Annotated in this window: 18 protein-coding genes and 1 pseudogene; 15 read left to right on the forward strand and 4 right to left on the reverse strand. The window is 58.8% G+C overall.

The window, feature by feature from the left end; genetic code table 11:
* Nucleotides 1–150 precede the first annotated feature (150 nt).
* The 8 genes from ftsY (at nucleotide 151) to trmB (ending at nucleotide 6,729) form a co-directional block, all read left to right on the forward strand.
* Nucleotides 151–1,347: a signal recognition particle-docking protein FtsY gene (gene ftsY / locus ACMG4M_RS16515; protein WP_035248608.1), complete on the forward strand. Its 1,197-nt coding sequence runs from the start codon at nucleotides 151–153 to the stop codon at nucleotides 1,345–1,347.
* A gap of 125 nt (nucleotides 1,348–1,472) precedes the next feature.
* The gene (ftsE, locus tag ACMG4M_RS16520) at nucleotides 1,473–2,156 is read left to right on the forward strand and encodes a cell division ATP-binding protein FtsE (protein WP_035248610.1); all 684 of its coding nucleotides are present in this window, start codon (nucleotides 1,473–1,475) and stop codon (nucleotides 2,154–2,156) included.
* Nucleotides 2,146–3,174 (forward strand): permease-like cell division protein FtsX, encoded by a 1,029-nt coding sequence (gene ftsX, locus ACMG4M_RS16525; RefSeq protein ID WP_349380394.1) that lies wholly within the window; start codon nucleotides 2,146–2,148, stop codon nucleotides 3,172–3,174. The genes ftsE and ftsX overlap by 11 nt, the downstream gene beginning before the upstream one ends.
* 309 nt (nucleotides 3,175–3,483) lie before the next feature.
* Nucleotides 3,484–4,347 (forward strand): RNA polymerase sigma factor RpoH, encoded by an 864-nt coding sequence (rpoH, locus tag ACMG4M_RS16530; protein WP_035248615.1) that lies wholly within the window; start codon nucleotides 3,484–3,486, stop codon nucleotides 4,345–4,347.
* 92 nt (nucleotides 4,348–4,439) lie between these two features.
* The gene (locus ACMG4M_RS16535; RefSeq protein WP_272962280.1) at nucleotides 4,440–4,808 is read left to right on the forward strand and encodes a DUF423 domain-containing protein; all 369 of its coding nucleotides are present in this window, start codon (nucleotides 4,440–4,442) and stop codon (nucleotides 4,806–4,808) included.
* 8 nt (nucleotides 4,809–4,816) lie between these two features.
* A complete protein-coding gene (gene thiS / locus ACMG4M_RS16540; RefSeq protein ID WP_035248621.1) occupies nucleotides 4,817–5,014 on the forward strand; it encodes a sulfur carrier protein ThiS in 198 nt (65 codons plus the stop codon).
* A gap of 52 nt (nucleotides 5,015–5,066) precedes the next feature.
* Nucleotides 5,067–5,846, forward strand: a complete 780-nt coding sequence (locus ACMG4M_RS16545) for a thiazole synthase (RefSeq protein WP_035248624.1) — start codon at nucleotides 5,067–5,069, stop codon at nucleotides 5,844–5,846.
* A gap of 166 nt (nucleotides 5,847–6,012) precedes the next feature.
* Nucleotides 6,013–6,729 carry a tRNA (guanosine(46)-N7)-methyltransferase TrmB gene (trmB, locus tag ACMG4M_RS16550; RefSeq protein WP_035248627.1) on the forward strand — a complete coding sequence of 239 codons (717 nt, stop codon included), beginning with the start codon at nucleotides 6,013–6,015 and terminating at the stop codon, nucleotides 6,727–6,729.
* 97 nt (nucleotides 6,730–6,826) lie between these two features.
* Here trmB and ACMG4M_RS16555 read toward each other — a convergent pair whose 3' ends face one another.
* Nucleotides 6,827–8,128 (reverse strand): MFS transporter, encoded by a 1,302-nt coding sequence (locus tag ACMG4M_RS16555; RefSeq protein ID WP_414430450.1) that lies wholly within the window; start codon nucleotides 8,126–8,128, stop codon nucleotides 6,827–6,829.
* A gap of 90 nt (nucleotides 8,129–8,218) precedes the next feature.
* On the opposite strand from ACMG4M_RS16555, the gene ACMG4M_RS16560 reads away from it, so the two are divergent.
* From ACMG4M_RS16560 to ACMG4M_RS16580, 5 genes are all read left to right on the forward strand, one after another.
* The gene (locus tag ACMG4M_RS16560; protein WP_272962277.1) at nucleotides 8,219–8,734 is read left to right on the forward strand and encodes a hypothetical protein; all 516 of its coding nucleotides are present in this window, start codon (nucleotides 8,219–8,221) and stop codon (nucleotides 8,732–8,734) included.
* Nucleotides 8,735–8,830: 96 nt separating this feature from the next.
* Nucleotides 8,831–10,033 carry a homoserine O-succinyltransferase MetX gene (metX, locus tag ACMG4M_RS16565; protein ID WP_156964895.1) on the forward strand — a complete coding sequence of 401 codons (1,203 nt, stop codon included), beginning with the start codon at nucleotides 8,831–8,833 and terminating at the stop codon, nucleotides 10,031–10,033.
* Nucleotides 10,026–10,616, forward strand: coding sequence for a methionine biosynthesis protein MetW (gene metW / locus ACMG4M_RS16570; RefSeq protein ID WP_035248636.1), 591 nt, complete (start codon nucleotides 10,026–10,028; stop codon nucleotides 10,614–10,616). Before metX ends, metW begins: the two co-directional genes overlap by 8 nt.
* Nucleotides 10,617–10,742: 126 nt before the next feature.
* The gene (gene rdgB / locus ACMG4M_RS16575) at nucleotides 10,743–11,330 is read left to right on the forward strand and encodes an RdgB/HAM1 family non-canonical purine NTP pyrophosphatase (RefSeq protein ID WP_035248640.1); all 588 of its coding nucleotides are present in this window, start codon (nucleotides 10,743–10,745) and stop codon (nucleotides 11,328–11,330) included.
* A gap of 75 nt (nucleotides 11,331–11,405) precedes the next feature.
* Nucleotides 11,406–12,092, forward strand: a complete 687-nt coding sequence (locus ACMG4M_RS16580; protein ID WP_414430451.1) for a hypothetical protein — start codon at nucleotides 11,406–11,408, stop codon at nucleotides 12,090–12,092.
* Here ACMG4M_RS16580 and ACMG4M_RS16585 read toward each other — a convergent pair.
* Nucleotides 12,083–12,535 (reverse strand): YaiI/YqxD family protein, encoded by a 453-nt coding sequence (locus ACMG4M_RS16585; RefSeq protein ID WP_035248646.1) that lies wholly within the window; start codon nucleotides 12,533–12,535, stop codon nucleotides 12,083–12,085. The genes ACMG4M_RS16580 and ACMG4M_RS16585 overlap by 10 nt on opposite strands.
* Nucleotides 12,536–12,702: 167 nt before the next feature.
* On the opposite strand from ACMG4M_RS16585, the pseudogene hemW reads away from it, so the two are divergent.
* Both hemW and ACMG4M_RS16595 read left to right on the forward strand, forming a co-directional pair.
* A pseudogene (gene hemW / locus ACMG4M_RS16590) lies at nucleotides 12,703–13,849 on the forward strand (radical SAM family heme chaperone HemW).
* A 66-nt stretch (nucleotides 13,850–13,915) separates the two neighbouring features.
* The gene (locus ACMG4M_RS16595; protein WP_414430452.1) at nucleotides 13,916–14,671 is read left to right on the forward strand and encodes a TetR/AcrR family transcriptional regulator; all 756 of its coding nucleotides are present in this window, start codon (nucleotides 13,916–13,918) and stop codon (nucleotides 14,669–14,671) included.
* A 184-nt stretch (nucleotides 14,672–14,855) separates the two neighbouring features.
* Here the strand turns inward: ACMG4M_RS16595 and ACMG4M_RS16600 are convergent, their stop codons facing one another.
* Nucleotides 14,856–17,786: a hypothetical protein gene (locus ACMG4M_RS16600; protein WP_414430453.1), complete on the reverse strand. Its 2,931-nt coding sequence runs from the start codon at nucleotides 17,784–17,786 to the stop codon at nucleotides 14,856–14,858.
* 14 nt (nucleotides 17,787–17,800) lie between these two features.
* Entirely contained in the window at nucleotides 17,801–18,316 is a 516-nt protein-coding gene (locus ACMG4M_RS16605; protein WP_272975156.1) for an outer membrane beta-barrel protein, read from the reverse strand.
* Nucleotides 18,317–18,352 lie beyond the last annotated feature (36 nt).

Consider the following 18,352-nt stretch of genomic DNA (forward strand, 5'->3'; position numbering starts at 1 on the left):
GCCGCGCGTTCGTTAGCGAACGTCCAGCCTGCAGGAGGGCGCATTTTATTTATCGCCGGCATAGCATACCGGTTTACCGCCCTGTCCTTGCAGCCTCATTGCAAAGGAAGAGGCCCGATTTACCCTCTTCGCGATTGGATAAGACTGAACATGAGCGACGAAGTTTCCCGCGACGACGACAACGCCCCCAAGCCGGAAGAAAAAAAGACCGGTTTCTGGAAGCGCATGTTTACCGGTGTGGATGCCGATGAACTGAACGACACCGACTCGGCACCCGCCCCGCAAGACAATGCCTCTGGCGAACCCGAGCCCACAGTCACTCCCCCGGCAACTGCACACGTTGAAGCCCCTGCCGCTGACCCGCAACCATCGCCACAGGCCGAGAGCCAGGCCGAACCGGCGGATGACAGTGACAATGGTGAAGGCTTCTGGACACGCATGAAGCTGGGCCTGGGCAAGACCCGCAAGGGCTTGGGCAAGGGCCTGGCTGACCTGCTGGTGGGCGCCAAGGAAATCGACGACGAGATTTTCGAGGAAATCGAGACCCAGTTGCTGGTCGCCGATGTGGGCGTGGAAGCCACCGACGTGATCATCGAGGCACTGACCGGCCAGGTCAGTCGCGAAGAACTGGTGGATGCTGACGCCTTGTACGAGTCCCTGCAGAACGAACTACGCAAGCTGCTGGTGCCAGTGGACCAACCGCTCACCATCGACGGCAGCAAGAAACCCTATGTGATCCTGATGGTCGGCGTGAACGGGGTCGGCAAGACCACCACCATCGGCAAGCTGGCCTGCCGCTTCAAGGCGGAAGGCAAGAGCGTGATGCTGGCCGCTGGCGATACCTTCCGCGCCGCTGCCGTGGAGCAGCTGCAGGTATGGGGCGAGCGCAACGACATCCCGGTGGTGGCACAGCACACCGGCGCGGATTCCGCCTCGGTAGTCTATGACGCGGTCCAGGCCGCCCAGTCCCGCGGCGCCGACGTGCTGATCGCCGACACCGCCGGTCGCCTGCACACTCGCGGCAACCTGATGGAGGAGCTCACCAAGGTCACCCGGGTGATGAAGAAACTGATCCCGGATGCGCCCCACGAAGTGCTGCTGGTACTGGACGCCGGCACCGGCCAGAATGCCATCCAGCAGGCGGAACAGTTTCGCGATGCCGCCGGCGTGACCGGGTTGGCACTGACCAAACTCGACGGCACCGCCAAAGGGGGTATCCTGTTTGCCTTGGCCAAACGCACTGGCCTGCCGATTCGCTTTATCGGCGTAGGGGAACGACTGGAAGACCTGCGCCCCTTCCATGCGGAAGAATTTGTGCAGGCATTGTTTGAAGACGTGGCGGGGTAGCAACACCACACCTCGTCGATAGCACCGTAGGATCGCCGCTTGAGGCGCGAACTGTACTCGCGACAACGGTTGTTCGCGCCTCAAGCGGCGCTCCTACTGCGACATAACACATCCCAAGGGACGTCATGATTCAGTTTGACCGGGTCAGCAAACGCTACCCGAACGGCAAAGACGCACTCAGCAAGGTGAGCTTCACGCTCCCCGCCGGGCAGCTGACGTTTTTGACCGGTCATTCCGGGGCGGGCAAATCCACCCTGTTGAAACTGATCATGATGCTGGAGCGTCCCACCCAGGGTCAGGTACTCATTGATAACCAGAATCTGAATGGCTTCGGCAACCGGCAGATCCCACTGCTGCGCCGCAAGATCGGCATGGTTCACCAGAACCACCAATTGCTGTTCGATCGGACCGTGTTCGACAACGTGGCCCTGCCGCTGATTATCGCCGGCTATGCGCGCAGCGATATCGGCAAACGGGTGCGCGCCGCACTCGACAAGGTGGGCCTGTTGGACAAGGAAAAGTTAAACCCGATCATGCTCTCCGGCGGCGAGCAGCAGCGCGTGGGTATCGCCCGGGCGGTGGTCAACAAGCCGCCGCTGCTGCTGGCGGACGAACCTACCGGTAACCTGGACCCGGCCCTCTCCGAGGAGATCATGGACCTGTTCAAGGATTTCGCCCGGGTTGGTGTAGCCGTGCTGATCGCCACCCACGACCTGAGCCTGATCGCCCGCTATAACCACCGCCTGCTGACCCTGCGTGAGGGGCGCCTGATCCACGACGGCGACGAAGGGGGCCACCATGGCAGCTAACAAGGGGCCCAGAAACGCCACCCCGATCAAGGCCAGCCGCCAGAAACCGGAGCGAGTGCGCCGGGTGGCCGGGGCGCACAGTGCCCGCACCTCCCTGCAGGACCGTTTCCGCAGCTGGCGTCAACACCATCAGGACTCCTTCAAGGATGCCCTGCAACGGCTTAACGCCGCACGTACCAGCAGTGCCATGACCATTCTGGTGATCGCCATCGCCCTGGCACTGCCTGCCGGGCTGGCGGTGCTGCTGGATAATGCCCGTGCCATTACCCGCGGCTGGGACGGCAATGCCCACCTGTCCGTGTTTATGGAAATGAATATCAGCGAGCAGCGCCAGCGTGATCTGGCCCGGGACTGGCAAGGGCTGGACAACATCAGCCGCACCGAGGTGATTACCCGGGAGCAGGCGTTGGCGGAATTCAAGGCCCTGTCCGGCTTTGGCGACGTGTTGGAGGCCCTGCCGGACAACCCGCTGCCGCCGCTGATTGTGGTCTACCCGGACGAGACCGACCCGGTCACCCTGCGCGCCCTGGAAAACCGCCTCGCAGAGGCGGACGGGGTGGATCTGGTTCAGCTGGACGTGGAGTGGGTGCGCCGTCTGCATGCCCTGATAGAACTGGGCGAACGGCTGATTTCCGCCCTCACGCTGGCGCTGGCCGCCGCCGTGGTGCTGGTGGTGGTGAACACCATCCGCCTGGCCATCGAAAGCCGCCGGGAGGAAATCGTGGTGGTGAAGATCGTCGGCGGCACCGACGGCTTCGTGCGCCGACCCTTCCTCTACTCCGGTTTCTGCTTCGGCTTTGCCGGCGGCGCAACGGCGGTCATCCTGGTACAGGTGGCCCTGTGGTGGCTCGGCGGGCCAATCGACGAACTACTGGCGCTGTACAATAGTGAGGAATCACTCACATCAATGGCCGCATCCAGCCTGATCATCCTGCCCGTATTCAGTGGCATCCTGGGGCTTCTGGGCGCCTGGTTGGCCGTGGGTCGGCATCTGGGTGATATCGAGCCGAATTTTTAACCGCTGCAGGAGCGGCGCTCTCTGTGGCCCGCGGGTATGAGCCGCCACGGCCTGGCACGGCTTGTCGCACGTATGTTCGCGGCTCGAGCGCCGCTCCTACAGCAGACGCCCCAGGAACCTTCCACTTTCATGCACGTCCAACCCTGTGTTCATCACCGGTTCACATGGCCGGCCTAGACTTGGTGATTGCTCCATCGACCCTCTCAATCGGCGGGAACCTTTTTGCCTATTAGCACTCCAAAGAACCGAGTGCTAAGATCAGCGGCTCATACAGGACATAGACTGGTCTTCAACGAGGAGACAACGCGCATGACAAACCCTTCAACGCAAGCACAGGCGCTGATGTTGGCCGTACCGGGTAATAACCTGGACGCCTACATGCGAGCCGTTAATGCCGTGCCGGTTCTCAGCGCAGACGACGAACAACGTTTGGCAGGACAGTATTTCTACGAACAGGACGTGGATGCCGCCCGCAACTTGGTACTCGCGCACCTGCGGTTCGTAGTGCACATCGCCCGCAGCTACACCGGCTATGGTTTGCCCCTGGGCGATCTGGTCCAGGAAGGCAATGTGGGCCTGATGAAAGCGGTGAAACGCTTCGACCCCACCAAGGGCGTACGCCTGGTGAGCTTCGCGGTGCACTGGATCAAGGCGGAAATCCACGAATATGTGATCAAGAACTGGCGCATCGTCAAAGTGGCCACCACCAAGGCCCAGCGCAAACTGTTCTTCAACCTGCGCGGGCAAAAGAAGCGCCTGGGTCGCCTGAGCATGGAAGAAGCGCAACGAGTGGCCGATGATCTGGGCGTTACCGCCATCCAGGTAAAAGAAATGGAAGGCCGCCTGGGTGCCTACGACGCCAGTTTCGATGGCCCCACCAACGACGACGAGGACAGCACCGTAGTGTCCCCGGCCGCGTACCTGCACAGCGACAACAGCGATCCCGCGGACCTGCTGGCCGAACAGGATCAGCAGGAACGGGAAAGCCGCCAACTGGGCTCAGCCCTGATGGCGCTGGACGAACGCAGCCGCGACATCCTCGAGCGCCGCTGGCTGGCCGATCAGAAGTCCACCCTGCAGGACCTGGCGAACGAGTACGGCGTGTCCGCCGAGCGTATCCGCCAGCTGGAAAACAACGCCATCAAAAAGCTGCGTAACGCCATCGCAGCGTAACGCCGACCGCAAAAAGCCCCTCCTTCGAGGGGCTTTTTATTTTCACCGGTTACGTGCTGCGCGCATGCCTGCAAGCGGGTAACATACCGTCCATGAAAATTCTCCTCGTACTCGGCGCCCTTAACGGCGCACTGGCCGTTATCCTCGGCGCCTTCGGTGCCCATGGCCTGAAATCCCGCGTGGATGAATCCATGCTTGCCGTGTGGTCCACCGCCAGCGAATACCATTTCTACCATGCCCTGGCGATGCTGCTGTGTGGGTTGCTGGCCAAGGCGTTTGGCGCCAGCGGCATGGTCACCGCTGGCTGGGTGCTGTTTGCCGGCACCCTGGTTTTCAGTGGTAGCCTGTATGTGCTGGTGCTCAGCGGTCAGAAATGGATCGGCGCCATTACCCCGCTGGGCGGCACCGCACTGATCATTGGCTGGCTGATGCTGGCCTGGTCCCTGTTCAAGGCAGTTTGATCTCTATCATGAAGCTTACCGTCAACGGCGATACCCTGACTCTGGATGGCACCACCATCGCGGATCTGGTCACTCAGCTGAATCTGGCCGGCCGCCGCCTGGCGGTGGAAGTGAACCGGGACATCGTCCCGAAAAGTCAGCATGACGATTTCACCCTGAACGATGGCGATGTGGTGGAAATCGTCCATGCCATCGGCGGTGGCTGACACCACCCGGACCCTATTTATTACGCAGTAACCCGAACCGAGGCGAGGCCCCATGTCCGACCTGCTCACTATTGCCGGCAACACCTATTCTTCCCGACTGCTGATCGGCACCGGCAAGTACAAGGATTTCGAGGAAACCCGCGAGGCTATCGAAACCAGTGGCGCCGAGATCGTCACCGTGGCCATTCGCCGTACCAATATTGGCCAGAACGCAGACGAGCCCAACCTGCTGGATTTCATTAACCCGGACAAGTACACCATCCTGCCCAACACCGCCGGCTGTTTCTCCGCCGAGGATGCGGTGCGCTGTTGCAAGCTGGCGCGGGAACTGCTGGACGGCCATGATCTGGTAAAGCTGGAAGTGCTGGGTGACCAGAAAACCCTGTATCCGAACATTACCCACACCCTGCGAGCGGCCCGGGAACTGATCGATGACGGCTTCAAGGTGATGGTCTATACCAACGATGACCCGATTGTGGCCAAGGAACTGGAAGACATGGGCTGTGTGGCGGTAATGCCGCTGGGTTCACTGATCGGGTCCGGCCTGGGCATTCTCAACCCGCACAGTATCCGTCTGATCCTGGAAGAGGCGAACGTGCCCATCATCGTGGATGCCGGCGTCGGCACCGCCTCCGACGCCGCCCTGGCCATGGAAATGGGCTGTGACGGCGTGCTGCTCAACTCCGCCGTGGCCCATGCACAGAAACCAGTATTGATGGCTTCCGCCATGAGAAAAGCGATCGAGGCCGGGCGCGAAGCTTTCCTGGCCGGGCGCATGCCCCGAAAGGCGTATGCCTCAGCCTCTTCACCGCTGGACGGCATCAGTCGATAAAAAAAAGGCGCCGATCTTGGGGGAGAGTCGGCGCCGGGGTAATGGGGTTTTCAATACCATGACTTGCAGGGTGATAATCACCCACTTGCCATCAAGGTGACGTGAACCCCACCCACTCGCGGTTTTTGCTACAATCGCTCCCCGCTTCAACTCACCTGGCAGCCCCATGCTCGATTTCATCAAACAGGATCAAGACCCGGAAACCGGCAAGGTCATGCGCAAGGTGCGCAGCTTTGTGTTGCGCGAGGGCCGCCTCACCGCCGGACAGCGTAATGCGCTGGATAGCCTCTGGCCGCAATTTGGCCTGGAGCGCGCCGATGGAGTGCTGGATCCACAAGCGGTCTTCGGTCGCGATGCCCCTCGGGTTCTGGAAATTGGCTACGGCATGGGGCACTCCCTGGCGGATATGGCGCAGGCCGATCCAGACAAGGATTTTATCGGCATCGAAGTGCATCGCCCGGGAGTGGGGGCCCTGCTGATGGAAATCCAGCAGCGCGGCCTGAGCAACCTGCGCAGCTATTGCGATGACGCGGTGGAGATTCTCGAGCTATGCATCCCGGATAACAGCCTGGCCCGGGTGCAACTCTACTTCCCCGACCCCTGGCACAAGAAAAAACACCACAAGCGCCGCATCGTTCAACCCGCCTGGGTGGCCCTGGTGCATCGCAAGCTGCAGCCCGGCGGCGTGCTGCACATGGCCACGGACTGGGAGAATTACTCCGAATACATGATGGAAGTGATGAACGACGCCGAAGGCTTCACCAATACCGCCGGTACCGGACAATTCTCACCCCGGCCATCATGGCGCCCGGAAACCAAATTTGAACGGCGCGGTGAAAAACTGGGGCACGGGGTGTGGGATCTATTGTTTGAAAAAAGCTAAGCCCTCCCCGTTGGAGCTTTGTTCACAAAGCGAAGAGTGGACGCCCTTGCCTCTCTCGCTCTTCGCTTTGTGAACAAAGCTCCAACAAATACGCGTATTACACGTCTTTCAGCAATCTCGCACTGAGCACTCCCACCGCGCCCATACCCCCCAACACCAGCAAGGCCCAGTCATTGCCCAACAGTGCCACCCCCGCACTGATGCCACCCACTGCCAGCAACAGAAAGCCAATAACGGTATTACTCACTGCGGTGTAGTCCGTGCGCTTGGTGCCACCCGCCATGTCCACCATGTAGGTCTTGCGACCGATGCGCACGCCGGCATGGGCAATGGCCAGCACGAAGAAGGCCAGCGGATACAGCCAGTGGAGCCAATCCGCCTGCGGACCCCAGGCGGCGAACCCACCGGCCAGCAGACAGACCAGCGCCGCCAGCCCACCGCCCCGCACCATCACATTACGGCTGGAGGTGTCGGCCATATAGCCCCAGACCGTGGCGCTGACGGTACTGGCCAGGCTGGAGGCCAGCACGAAGCTGCCCAGCAGCAGCGGCAGCGAGGCCTGCTCCTGGGCCACCAGCACCAGGAACGGCGAGGCCAGCGACGACGCCATCAGCAAGGCGCGGGTGATCACAAAACGGCGGAAAGGGGCATCGGTTTTCAGCAGGCTCAGACTGCCCAATGCTTCCTTGAAGGCGTTATTGCCTCCTTCCCTGGCCCCCGGATACTCGTCTACGGTAAAGAACACGCCAGCAGCCACCAACCAGGCCACCCCTGCCGACGCCAACAACGCCCCATAGAACGCCATGGACGGGTCCTCACCACCGCGGAAGATAACCAGTGACAGCGCGAAAGTGATGGCGCCGGAGAGCGTGGCAGACAACCCGGTGAGGCGACCACGGCGAGACTTGGGGATGCACTTCCCCTGCACATCCTTCATGGCCACGGAACAGAAGCCGCGACTGATACTGAACAGAACCAACAAACCGATAATCGCCAGACCTGCCTGCATGCCCTCCAGCAACCAGACCGCTGCGGCCATTGCCAGCACGGCGATACCCTGCAGCGCCGCCCCCAGGGTCCAGAAGCCCTTGCGTACCGGGTAGCGACGCACCAGCGCACCGATCATCAACTGGGGAATCAGCGAGCCGGATTCACGAATGGGCACCAGTAACGCGGCAAGATAAGACGGCGCCCCTACCGCGGTGATCAGCCAGGCCAGCACGGTTTTCGGGTTGATCAACAGATCGCCGATCTTGGTCAGGGTATTGGCGCAGATGATACGAAAGAAATTCCCGGGCACCTCCCGACAGGCGGCATCACTGATGTCCGTGCAGGTACGTGCGTCTTCCTCGTTGGCCACCTGGGCGTAGAGGCGGTCGAGAAGATCCTGTTTTGCCATGCTTCACCCCATCTTGATCACTTTTTGACCCGGCACTCACTGTGGCAGGCTTAGCGTGAACCCAACATATAACGACGGAGGGTAAGACGCATGTATCGGGTTTACTATCTCGTTCCCAACCTGCAACAGGTCACCAACGCGATCACCCGCCTGGATACCGCCGGTATCGGTGGAGATCGTATTCATGTCATGGCACGGGATGCCGGTGAGCTTGATCGTCACGGCATCAACGCCACCACCCCCTGGGAAGATACTGACATCATGAGTAATGGCTACAGCGGCGCCACCCGCGGCCTGCTGATCGGTCTGCTTGCCGGTTATGCCATCGCGTTCATTGATCCATGGGGCGTGGATGCCCATCTGGGAGTATGGCTGCTGACTGCCCTGTTTTTCACCTGCTTCGGTGCCTGGGCCGGCGGTCTACGCGGTATTTCCCAGTCCAATCATCATCTGGCCCCCTATCTGCAGTCAGTGAAAAACGGCAATTACCTGCTGCTGATTGATGTGGATCGAAAACATGAACGCAATCGCGTCCACCAGGCGCTGGATCATCACATCGACATCCGCAACCAGAGCGAAGAGGAACATTTCTCCCCTCTGGGATAAATCATCCACTGATTAACAGGCCAACCGCCCGGTCGCCGATTGCACGGCCACCGGGCGGGCTTTAGACTTTGCGGCATCCTTTGCAAGCGAGTCATCATGCCGCAACAGATCCCCGACGACGCTCCATGGTCTGCTGAAGACTCTGTAGGTCTGGTCGAGCCCAGAACGCTCCAGTTTGATACTGCTCTCGAACTGGAATGCGGCCGTACCCTGACGTCCTACGAGCTGGTCTATGAGACCTATGGCACCCTCAACAGCAACGCCTCCAATGCGGTGCTGATCTGCCATGCCCTGTCCGGCCACCACCATGCCGCCGGCTATACCAGCAAGAGCGACAAGCGCCCCGGCTGGTGGGATGCCTGCATCGGGCCCGGCAAGGTGATCGATACCAACCGCTTTTTCGTGGTCAGCCTGAACAATCTGGGTGGCTGTCACGGCTCCACCGGCCCCGCGTCCATCAACCCGGAAAGCGGTCAGCCCTGGGGGCCGGACTTCCCCATGATGACGGTGAAGGACTGGGTGAACAGTCAGGCCAGGCTGGCAGATGTGCTGGGAATTTCCCGCTGGGCGGCGGTGATCGGCGGCAGCATGGGCGGCATGCAGGCACTGCAGTGGTCCATCGACTACCCGGACCGACTCAGTCATGCGGTGGTCATCGCCGCGGCGCCGAAACTGTCTGCCCAGAACATTGCCTTCAATGAAGTGGCGCGCCAGTCGATTCTTACCGACCCCAACTTCCACGGCGGGCGCTATTACCTGCACGACACCTATCCCCGTCAGGGACTAATCCTGGCGCGCATGGTCGGCCATATCACCTACCTAAGCGACGACGCCATGCGCATGAAGTTCGGTCGCGACCTGCGTGCCGGCCGCTTCCATTTCGGCTTCGACGTGGAATTCCAGGTGGAATCCTATCTGCGCCATCAGGGCGAAGTGTTCTCGCGCAATTTCGACGCCAACACCTACCTGCTGATGACCAAGGCGCTGGATTATTTCGACCCGGCCCGGGAGTTCGATAATTCCCTGGAAACCGCCCTGGCAAAGCCGGAGTGCAAGTTCCTGGTCATGTCTTTCACGTCGGATTGGCGCTTTGCGCCGGAGCGCAGCCGGGAAATCGTCAACGGCCTGGTCCATGCCGGCCGTGATGTGAGCTACGCGGAAATCGATACGCCCAAAGGCCACGACGCCTTCCTGCTGGATATTCCCGAATACACCAAGCTGTTCGGCGCCTACATGCACAGGGTCGCCAACGAAGTGGAAAACGGCGTCAACAATGTGGAGGCAGGCGACCATGCGTGATGACCTGCAACTGATCAGTGACTGGATCCCCGCTGACGCCAGCCTGCTGGACCTGGGCTGTGGTGACGGCACCCTGCTGGCCCACCTGCAACACCACAAGCAGATCCGTGGCTACGGCCTGGAGATCAACCAGGACAACCTGGCGGCCTGTTTTGAAAAAGGCGTCAATGTACTGGAACAGGATCTGGACGAAGGCCTGGGCAATTTCCAGAATCATCGTTTCGATTATGTGGTGATGACCCAGGCCCTGCAGGCCGTGCTACGCCCGGACCAAATCCTCAATGAAATGCTGCGCGTGGGTCGCGAAGCGATTATCACCTTCCCCAATTTCGGCCACTGGCGGGTGCGCGCCTACCTGGGTCTGAAAGGACGCATGCCGGTGTCTTCCACGCTGCCCTACGAGTGGTACAACACGCCCAACATCCACTTGTGCACGGTGCAGGATTTCGAAACCCACTGTCGCAAGAGCAATATTCGCATCCTGGAACGGCAGGTAATCAACCGCCGCCATCGCAGCGGCCTGCTGGCAAGACTATGGCCGAACCTGTTCGGAGAAATTGCGATCTATCGGGTGACGGTATAAAAGCAGCTACGAGCTACGAGCTAAACAGTTGGATAACAAAGAGCCGGGCACTCAAGTTCCAGGCTTTTCTCTTTTCCTCGCAGCTCGTCGCTAGAAGCTCGCCGCTAACGACGTCAGGAGTTTTCCATGGAAAAAATCGTTCTTGCCTCCGGCAACGCCAAAAAACTCGCCGAAATGCAGCAACTGCTGGCGCCACTGAATATTGAGGTGGTGGCCCAGAGTGAGTTTTCCGTGCCGGAAGCGGATGAAACCGGTACCACCTTTGTGGAAAACGCCATTATCAAGGCCCGCAATGCCAGCAAATACACCGGCCTGCCCGCCATCGCCGATGATTCCGGCATTGAAGTGGCAGCACTGAAAGGAGCCCCTGGGGTGTACTCAGCGCGTTTTTCCGGGGTCGGCGCCACCGATGCCAAGAACAATGCCTTGCTGGTGGAAATGCTGACCGATGCGCCGGACGTCTCCCGTAACGCCCGCTACGTAGCCGTGATCGTGCTCATGCGCCACGAGGATGATGCCACCCCGCTGATTTGCCAGGGCACCTGGGACGGAGAAATCGTACTGGAACCCCAGGGAGAGCAGGGCTTCGGCTATGATCCGCATTTCTTTGTTAAAGAAAAGCACTGCACCGCCGCCCAGTTGCCCGCGCAAGAAAAAAACGCACTCAGCCACCGGGGCAAGGCCATGGCCCAGCTGATCCAGGCCCTGCAGTAATGTTCTCCAGTCACCTTCACCCGTGTATCTTCCCGGCCTGTTAGCATGGACTTCACGTGCAGCAGGGATGCCATTATGCGAACACGACAACTTGCCGTCGCCAGTGCCCTGACATCACTCGTCTCACTGGCCCAAGGCAGTGGCCTGGAGGGCAGCTTCCAGTCTCAGTGGCAAAGCCGCTATGTGACCGAAGGGCGAGACAACCTGGACGGCAACCCTCTGGTCTCCGCTGCCGTTGACCTGACCCGCCAGGCCATCACCGCCGGGGTCTGGCAGGCCTGGGCCAATGGCAGCGATTACCGGGAAAACAATCTCTTCGTGGAATACGCTCCCTACGTGGAGCACTGGAGCCCCTACCTCAACGTCACCTACCTGCAGTTTCACCCGCAGGGTGCGGATGATGTGGAAACCGGCGCCGGTTTTACCGCGCCGCTTCAGCCCTGGCTATCCGTATCTCTGGATGGCACCTGGAGCAAACAGGCCTCTGGCGCTTTCTATGCTCTGACACTGCACGCCCGGAGAGAACTGGCCCCCGATTGGACCGGTAAACTTCATATCACCCAGACCTACGATGACGGCTATGCCAGTGAGGATTACAACGGCCCGAATCACAGGGAGGTGGGCGCTCATTTACTCTGGGACGTACTGCCGGCACTGGAACTGCATGCGGGCTGGCAACATAGCTGGGCCGGGGAAGACGTACGCCGGGACGGCGGTAATGACCTCAGCTGGGGCCAGATCGGCCTGACCAGCTATTTCTGAACACGAGCCAGCCAGCGATCCAGGGCATTGGCGAATCTCGCCTTGTCCTGACCCGAATAACTGCTGGGGCCGCCGGTCTGCATACCGGCCGAGCGCATCTCTTCCATGAAATCGCGCATATTCAACCGCTCGCGCACGGTATCCTTGTCCAACCAATGCCCGTGTGGCGTTACCGCCTCCGCCCCCTTGGCGACCACCTCTGCCGCCAGCGGGATATCCTGGGTCACCACCAGGTCCCCCGGCTCGCAGCGGCGCACAATCTCGTTATCGGCCACGTCAAAGCCCTGTCTCACCTGAATGGCACGGATCAACGCAGAGCGCGGCACTGCCACCGGTTGATTGGCCACCAGAGTGCACGGAACCTGCACCCGCTGAGCCGCCCGAAACAACACCTCTTTCACCGGCCGCGGACACGCGTCGGCATCTACCCAGATATGCACCATATAGACCAGTTGATAATTGACAGTGAACAGTTGACAGCTAAAACCCTGTAAGCCCCATAACTCGACGCAACTCTTTGTTTTTCGCTGTCAATTGTCAACTATCAACTGTCAACTATTCTGCTACCATGCCCACACTTTCCCATTGCCCCAGCGCTCCTCCAACTCTCATGCCTCTGAAGAACCCACCCCTCTCCCTCTACATCCACACCCCCTGGTGTGTGCGCAAATGCCCTTATTGCGATTTTAATTCCCACGAGCGGGGTGAATTGCCAGAGGCGGCTTATCTACAGGCACTGCTGAAGGATCTGGATCAGGATCTACCGCTGATCAAGGACCGGCCGGTGGAAACCGTGTTTATTGGTGGCGGCACGCCGAGTTTGCTGTCCGGGGATTTTTATCAACAATTGTTTCAGGGTATCCGGCAACGGCTATGCCTGACCGATCAGGCTGAAATCACTCTAGAGGCCAATCCTGGCACGGTGGAAGCGGGTCGCTTTGCCGGCTTTCGGGAGGCTGGCATCAACCGGCTGTCTATCGGGGTGCAGAGCTTTAACAATGCGCACCTTCAAGCCCTGGGCCGCATCCATGATGCCAGTACCGCCATTGATGCCGCCCGCCAGGCCCGGGAGGCCGGCTTCACCACCTTCAACCTGGATATCATGCATGCCCTGCCCGGCCAGAGCCGGGCCCAGGCCCTGGATGACCTGCAACAGGCCATTGCGCTGCAGCCGACACATCTGAGCTGGTACGAGCTAACCATCGAGCCGAACACCGTCTTCTACCGCTCCCCCCGACCAGCCCGCACCCGACAGCATGGCCGATACCGAAGAGGCCGGCTTTGCCCTGCTGGCCAGCGAGGGGTTTCAGCGCTATGAGGTTTCTGCCTTTTCCCTGGACGGCCATGCCTGTCGGCATAACCTGAATTACTGGCAATTCGGCGATTACCTGGGTATCGGCGCAGGCGCCCACGGCAAGATCACCGATGCCGCCCGGGGCACCATCCACCGCTACCAGAAAACCCGTAAGCCGGAAGACTATCTGGCCCACCCGGAACAGGCCCGCCGCCAGTTCCAGCCAGTGACAGAAGATGACCGCTTGTTCGAATCCCTGATGAACGGCCTGCGACTCGTGGAGGGTATCCGGTTACAGACTGTAGAGGACAACACCGGCCTTCCTGCGGCACAATGGATAAAGAATCTGGGGGAACTCCGGCAACAGGGACTGCTGGAGGTCACCGCTCAGCGACTGCATTGCACCGACAAGGGCATGCACCACCTGAACGGGGTATTGGCGAAGCTGGCAGAGGCGCTATGACAAAGCGCTTGAACCACTCCCCAATGCTATCCACACTGTTTCCATGCATCACAACAGATACCGACTATGATCAAGACACGGAGCGGGCGCGAACAGGCGCTGGCAGAGCGCGAACAACTGTTTATCGAAGCCACCCGCCAGCAATTGTGCAACGAAGGCCTGCTCGGCATCCAGATGGCTGCCATTGCCCGGAGCTGTAATTTCGCTACCGGCACGCTGTACCACCACTTTGCCTCGAAAGAGGATCTGCTTATCGCGGTCTGCACGGAGTTGACCACGACTCGCCGGGACTACTTCCAGCGCGTCGCCGACTCCGAGCTCAGCACCCGTGACAAGATGCTGGCCTTCGCCGTGGCCTATGCCCTGTTTGCCCAGCACTACCCGGAACACTTCCGGCTGGAACAATATGTAATGACCGAAGTGGTCTGGCACGCAGCGTCTGCCAATCGCCGCGAACAAATGCTGGAAGCAACCCAACCCATCGGCCGCATGGTGGAGCAGGTAGTCAAGGACGCCATGGAAAATGGCGAACTGGAAACCCACGGCCTGGCGCCGCTGGCTTTCAGCATCGGCCAATGGTCCATGAGCATGGGCATGCACACCCTGATCCATGCGGAAGGGATTCTGGACATGTATGACCTGAAAGACCCCTACCGGATGCTGCTGCGCAATATCCAGCTACAGCTCAATGCCATGCAGTGGCAGCCGCTGGCTGGCGATCCCTTTGACGATGCTGAACTCGACCAGAAAGTGGATGACTTGTGCAGAACGCTCTTCAGTGATCTGTGCAGTGAAAAGAAGCATTGCCTGGCTCTGGGATAATTCACCTACCCACTACTAGTGGCAGACTCTCCCCCACAGGCCCAAGCGACCAGTTTGGGCTGCATACTATATGTTACAACAAGCACAGACCCCAACCCGCCCTCGCAATCTGAATACTTGAACCCATAAAAAACGGCCTAGGCACTTAGACACCTAGACCGTTTCAAAAACCGCAACTATTGAATCAGTTTACTGGCACGATCCGGCTTATTGCGCGACCAGTAGGCGGATCCACCGTAATCACCAGCGGCAAGAAATTTTGCCCCTCGGGGTTTTTGGTGAATGCGAATGAGCAGAATTCTGGCTCGGAAGTCGAACCAATCGTACATTCTGTTGCACCTGCCGATAGCAGCATATCCCCAGGATCGACCGAAATGGTTGTGCCCTCCTCAGGAGCGTTACCGTTCAGATCTGCCACCATTGGAGAAATGGTAAAACCACCCACATCGGCATAAGTGACGCTTTGAATAAACCCTTCTGCGGATACGGTTACCCCGCTCACTGGGCTGCCTGCTACAGAATCAACAAAAAGCGCGTCAGCCCACCCTTGCGGGGAATCGTTACTTCCACTGGCAAGCCAGGCCTGCTCAGAAACCCATTCGGCGCTGCTCAAATCCGCATTGGCCATAAAAGGATACAGCTGAACATTTGCGGTAGAAGATACGATCACCAGCTGTCGTCTTACGTAGATCCGGCAATCCCCTCCCTGAGCACAATCGCCATTGATGCCGTTATACTCACCATTACGCTGCTGGTAGCTTCCTGCATTTTCAATATTGAAGAAAACATTATTAGGCGGAGCACCATACAACCCGGTTTCATTGGCATCCACGAATGGGTCTGGCAAATCCACATAGACCCGATCACTATTATCCGCCGCCGTTCCCCAGATTGAATCACCATTGGTGTCGATAAAAGATTCGACGCCAGGCGTATAAGCGAGAACCGTACTACGACCAAAACGATCATGGAAACCACACCCAAATCGGGCCACACCATACTGAGAGACAAACTCTCCAGGCTGCGCAGTCACACAGGTCCGCCCTTTCTTAGAGGCATCGAACTTTTCTTCTCGCAAACCCTGGCTGGTCCAGGTTACCGAACAGGTACCATCTACTGTCTGACAACTGGATCCAATTTTTCCCAACTCGGACACAAACTGAACATTAGTGCCATCCGGCACAGGGTTGCCGAATTGATCAGCCGCACTGGCGATCACCTGAGTCGGTGTATTTAGAATACTGCCACCAGCAGGAGATGGGTTTTGTGAACCAACAGCAATTCGAAAGTTCTCCTGTACCGGCAGCCCGGCACTGATTGATAGCGCATTTGTACTAGTGGTGACTGCAGGGAGAGCGGTGAGCGTCGCCTGGACTGCCAACGAGGTGGGCACAGTACCGGAGTTCACCTGTACACTGACCTCACCCTGGGAATTGCTCTGACGGACAATTTCCGTCTGGCCACCGGCAAATACAATACCGCCGATGGTCGTGGAGAGGGTAAACGTCACATCCGCAGGGGAGGTGAGCGGCGTACCGTTCTCGTCTTTCAGCAGGAATAGCAAGGTAGCACTTTCCTGGCCACCCACAGATGCAGAGCCCTTGATGCTCAGCTGACCGTCAGCCGGATCCGAACCAAGATATTCGATGGAAGACGGCGCCGCATTCTCGATGGCGATTGTGCCGGACTGGGCTTGAAGCTGCTCGCCGTTCACGGTTGCAAACGCACGGATACTGTCAGAATCACAACCCGCACCGGCAGTATAGGTCACTGTGACGACGCCGCTGCGAGCAATCTTGCTGGCCTCCACCTGAGAGGTACCACAATTTACGCTCTGGAAAGTCACTTCCGTTTCGTCGGTGTAGGCTGTACCCGCAGTCACATTACGAAGGTTACCGGTGACGGTAATCGTGCTACCGGCAGCGATGTCATCGTTGCTGAGGCCCAATACCCCTTCCTGAAAGCTGGCGCCATCATCGAAACCAAATTGCACTTCATCCTGAACCGCATTGAAAACCCGCTCTTCGACCACGGTCTGGTTATCAAAATCAGTGGTTGCCTGAAGCGTACCCGCACCAGAATCATTGCCGATATCCAGTGACACCGTTGCCTGTCCTGACGCATTGGTCAGCACTTTACCGGTAGAGGGCGACAGAGTGCCCAGATCGGTGGAGAAAACCACGATCTTGTTCTGCTGGGTCGCCCCCGAGGAATTCCTCACCTCAACCGTAATATTTTCGGGCTGAGAAGAATTGATCTCCGTGGGCATCTGCACAAACGAAATGGTGCCAACCTGCACATCACTGCCGGAACCATCGGTAACGAAATTGACCGTAGCGTTCAAATTGCCATAGGAGGCGGCGGCGGCGGCGGCACCCGCGGAAGAACCCGCCGAGAGATTCGCGCTGGCACAGCCATTATTCTGTGTAAGGGCGGTACCGGAGGCTGGAGAAATCACCCCCAGGGAAGTCTGGAAGAAGATGACTTCACCCGGTACCGGGTCACCCTCCGAGTCCACCAGGCAGGCTTTTAACAACCCTAATTGATCACGACTGACTTCGGCGATGTTCACCGTATCATTCTGGTCACGCAGCACCAGGGACAACGCATTACTATTATCCACCGTTCCACCGCCGCCAGTCGCATCGCCCAGGGTTTCAAAGTTCACAATGCCCAGCGAATCGGTGTTCGGAATACCTGCCACCAGTTGACCGGCGCCTTCTACATCACCAGCGCGAAGAACAATGGTCGCGACACCACTGGCATTCGTCAAAGCTGTACCGCCTTCTGGCGACAGCTCGCCCAGTGATGCCTGGAACTCGACAATGACACCTTCCTGGGGCACCCCATTTTGCGCAACAAATGCTCTTGCCCTTGCCGGATTATCCGCTGAAATAGGGTTCATCGCGCTGCCAATGGCACCACCAGAAAGATCATTCAGACTAACGGATATGGAGAACCCGGACCCATCATCACTACCGGGGGTTCCTCCGTTTCCGGGGATCAGATCCTGGCTACTACCACCACCGCCACAGGCGGCCAGCATTAGCACCAACAGGCCCATCATAAAGCCTGGCAACAACCGCAAGGACGCCGCCTTATTCATCTCAGACATTTCCTTCCCCCACTTCAGAACTGATGAACCAGGCCTACTGATGGGCCTTTATAAGATACATTCCCGATATCGTAATACTGGGTATATTCCACATTGACACCGAGACGTTCACCAAATATGACATCGGCCCCTACACCATAGGAGACATCCTCAATGGTATTCTTGAAAGTCCTGGATGGTTTTTCAAACTCTTCCTCCCCTGCGGTGAAACCGACTAATGCATAGGGACGGACCAAACCAAGCTGGTAGCCAAGAGACAGATAGCCGCCGGCATGGTAGTTAAAGCGATATTGGGTGTTGTTTTCAGAATGATCCGACAGGGTTGTGCCGAGCCGCATTTCAGCACTGACATACTCGTTAATATGTGCACCCAAACGAACAAAGACCTCACCGGTGTCGAAACGGTCACCCCGGAAGAAACGGTCATCCTGCTCCAACTGGGTATAATTGATCCCGATAAAACCATCATCCGCTACAGACAAAGATGGCATCAGTACCAGCAAGGCGGCGGCCCCCGCAAATACTTTCATTGTTCTCTCCTTGGCGTCCAAACCAGGATCTGGACG

Source organism: Alcanivorax sp. IL3, assembly GCF_047495465.1.
Classification (GTDB): Bacteria; Pseudomonadota; Gammaproteobacteria; order Pseudomonadales; family Alcanivoracaceae; genus Alcanivorax; species Alcanivorax jadensis.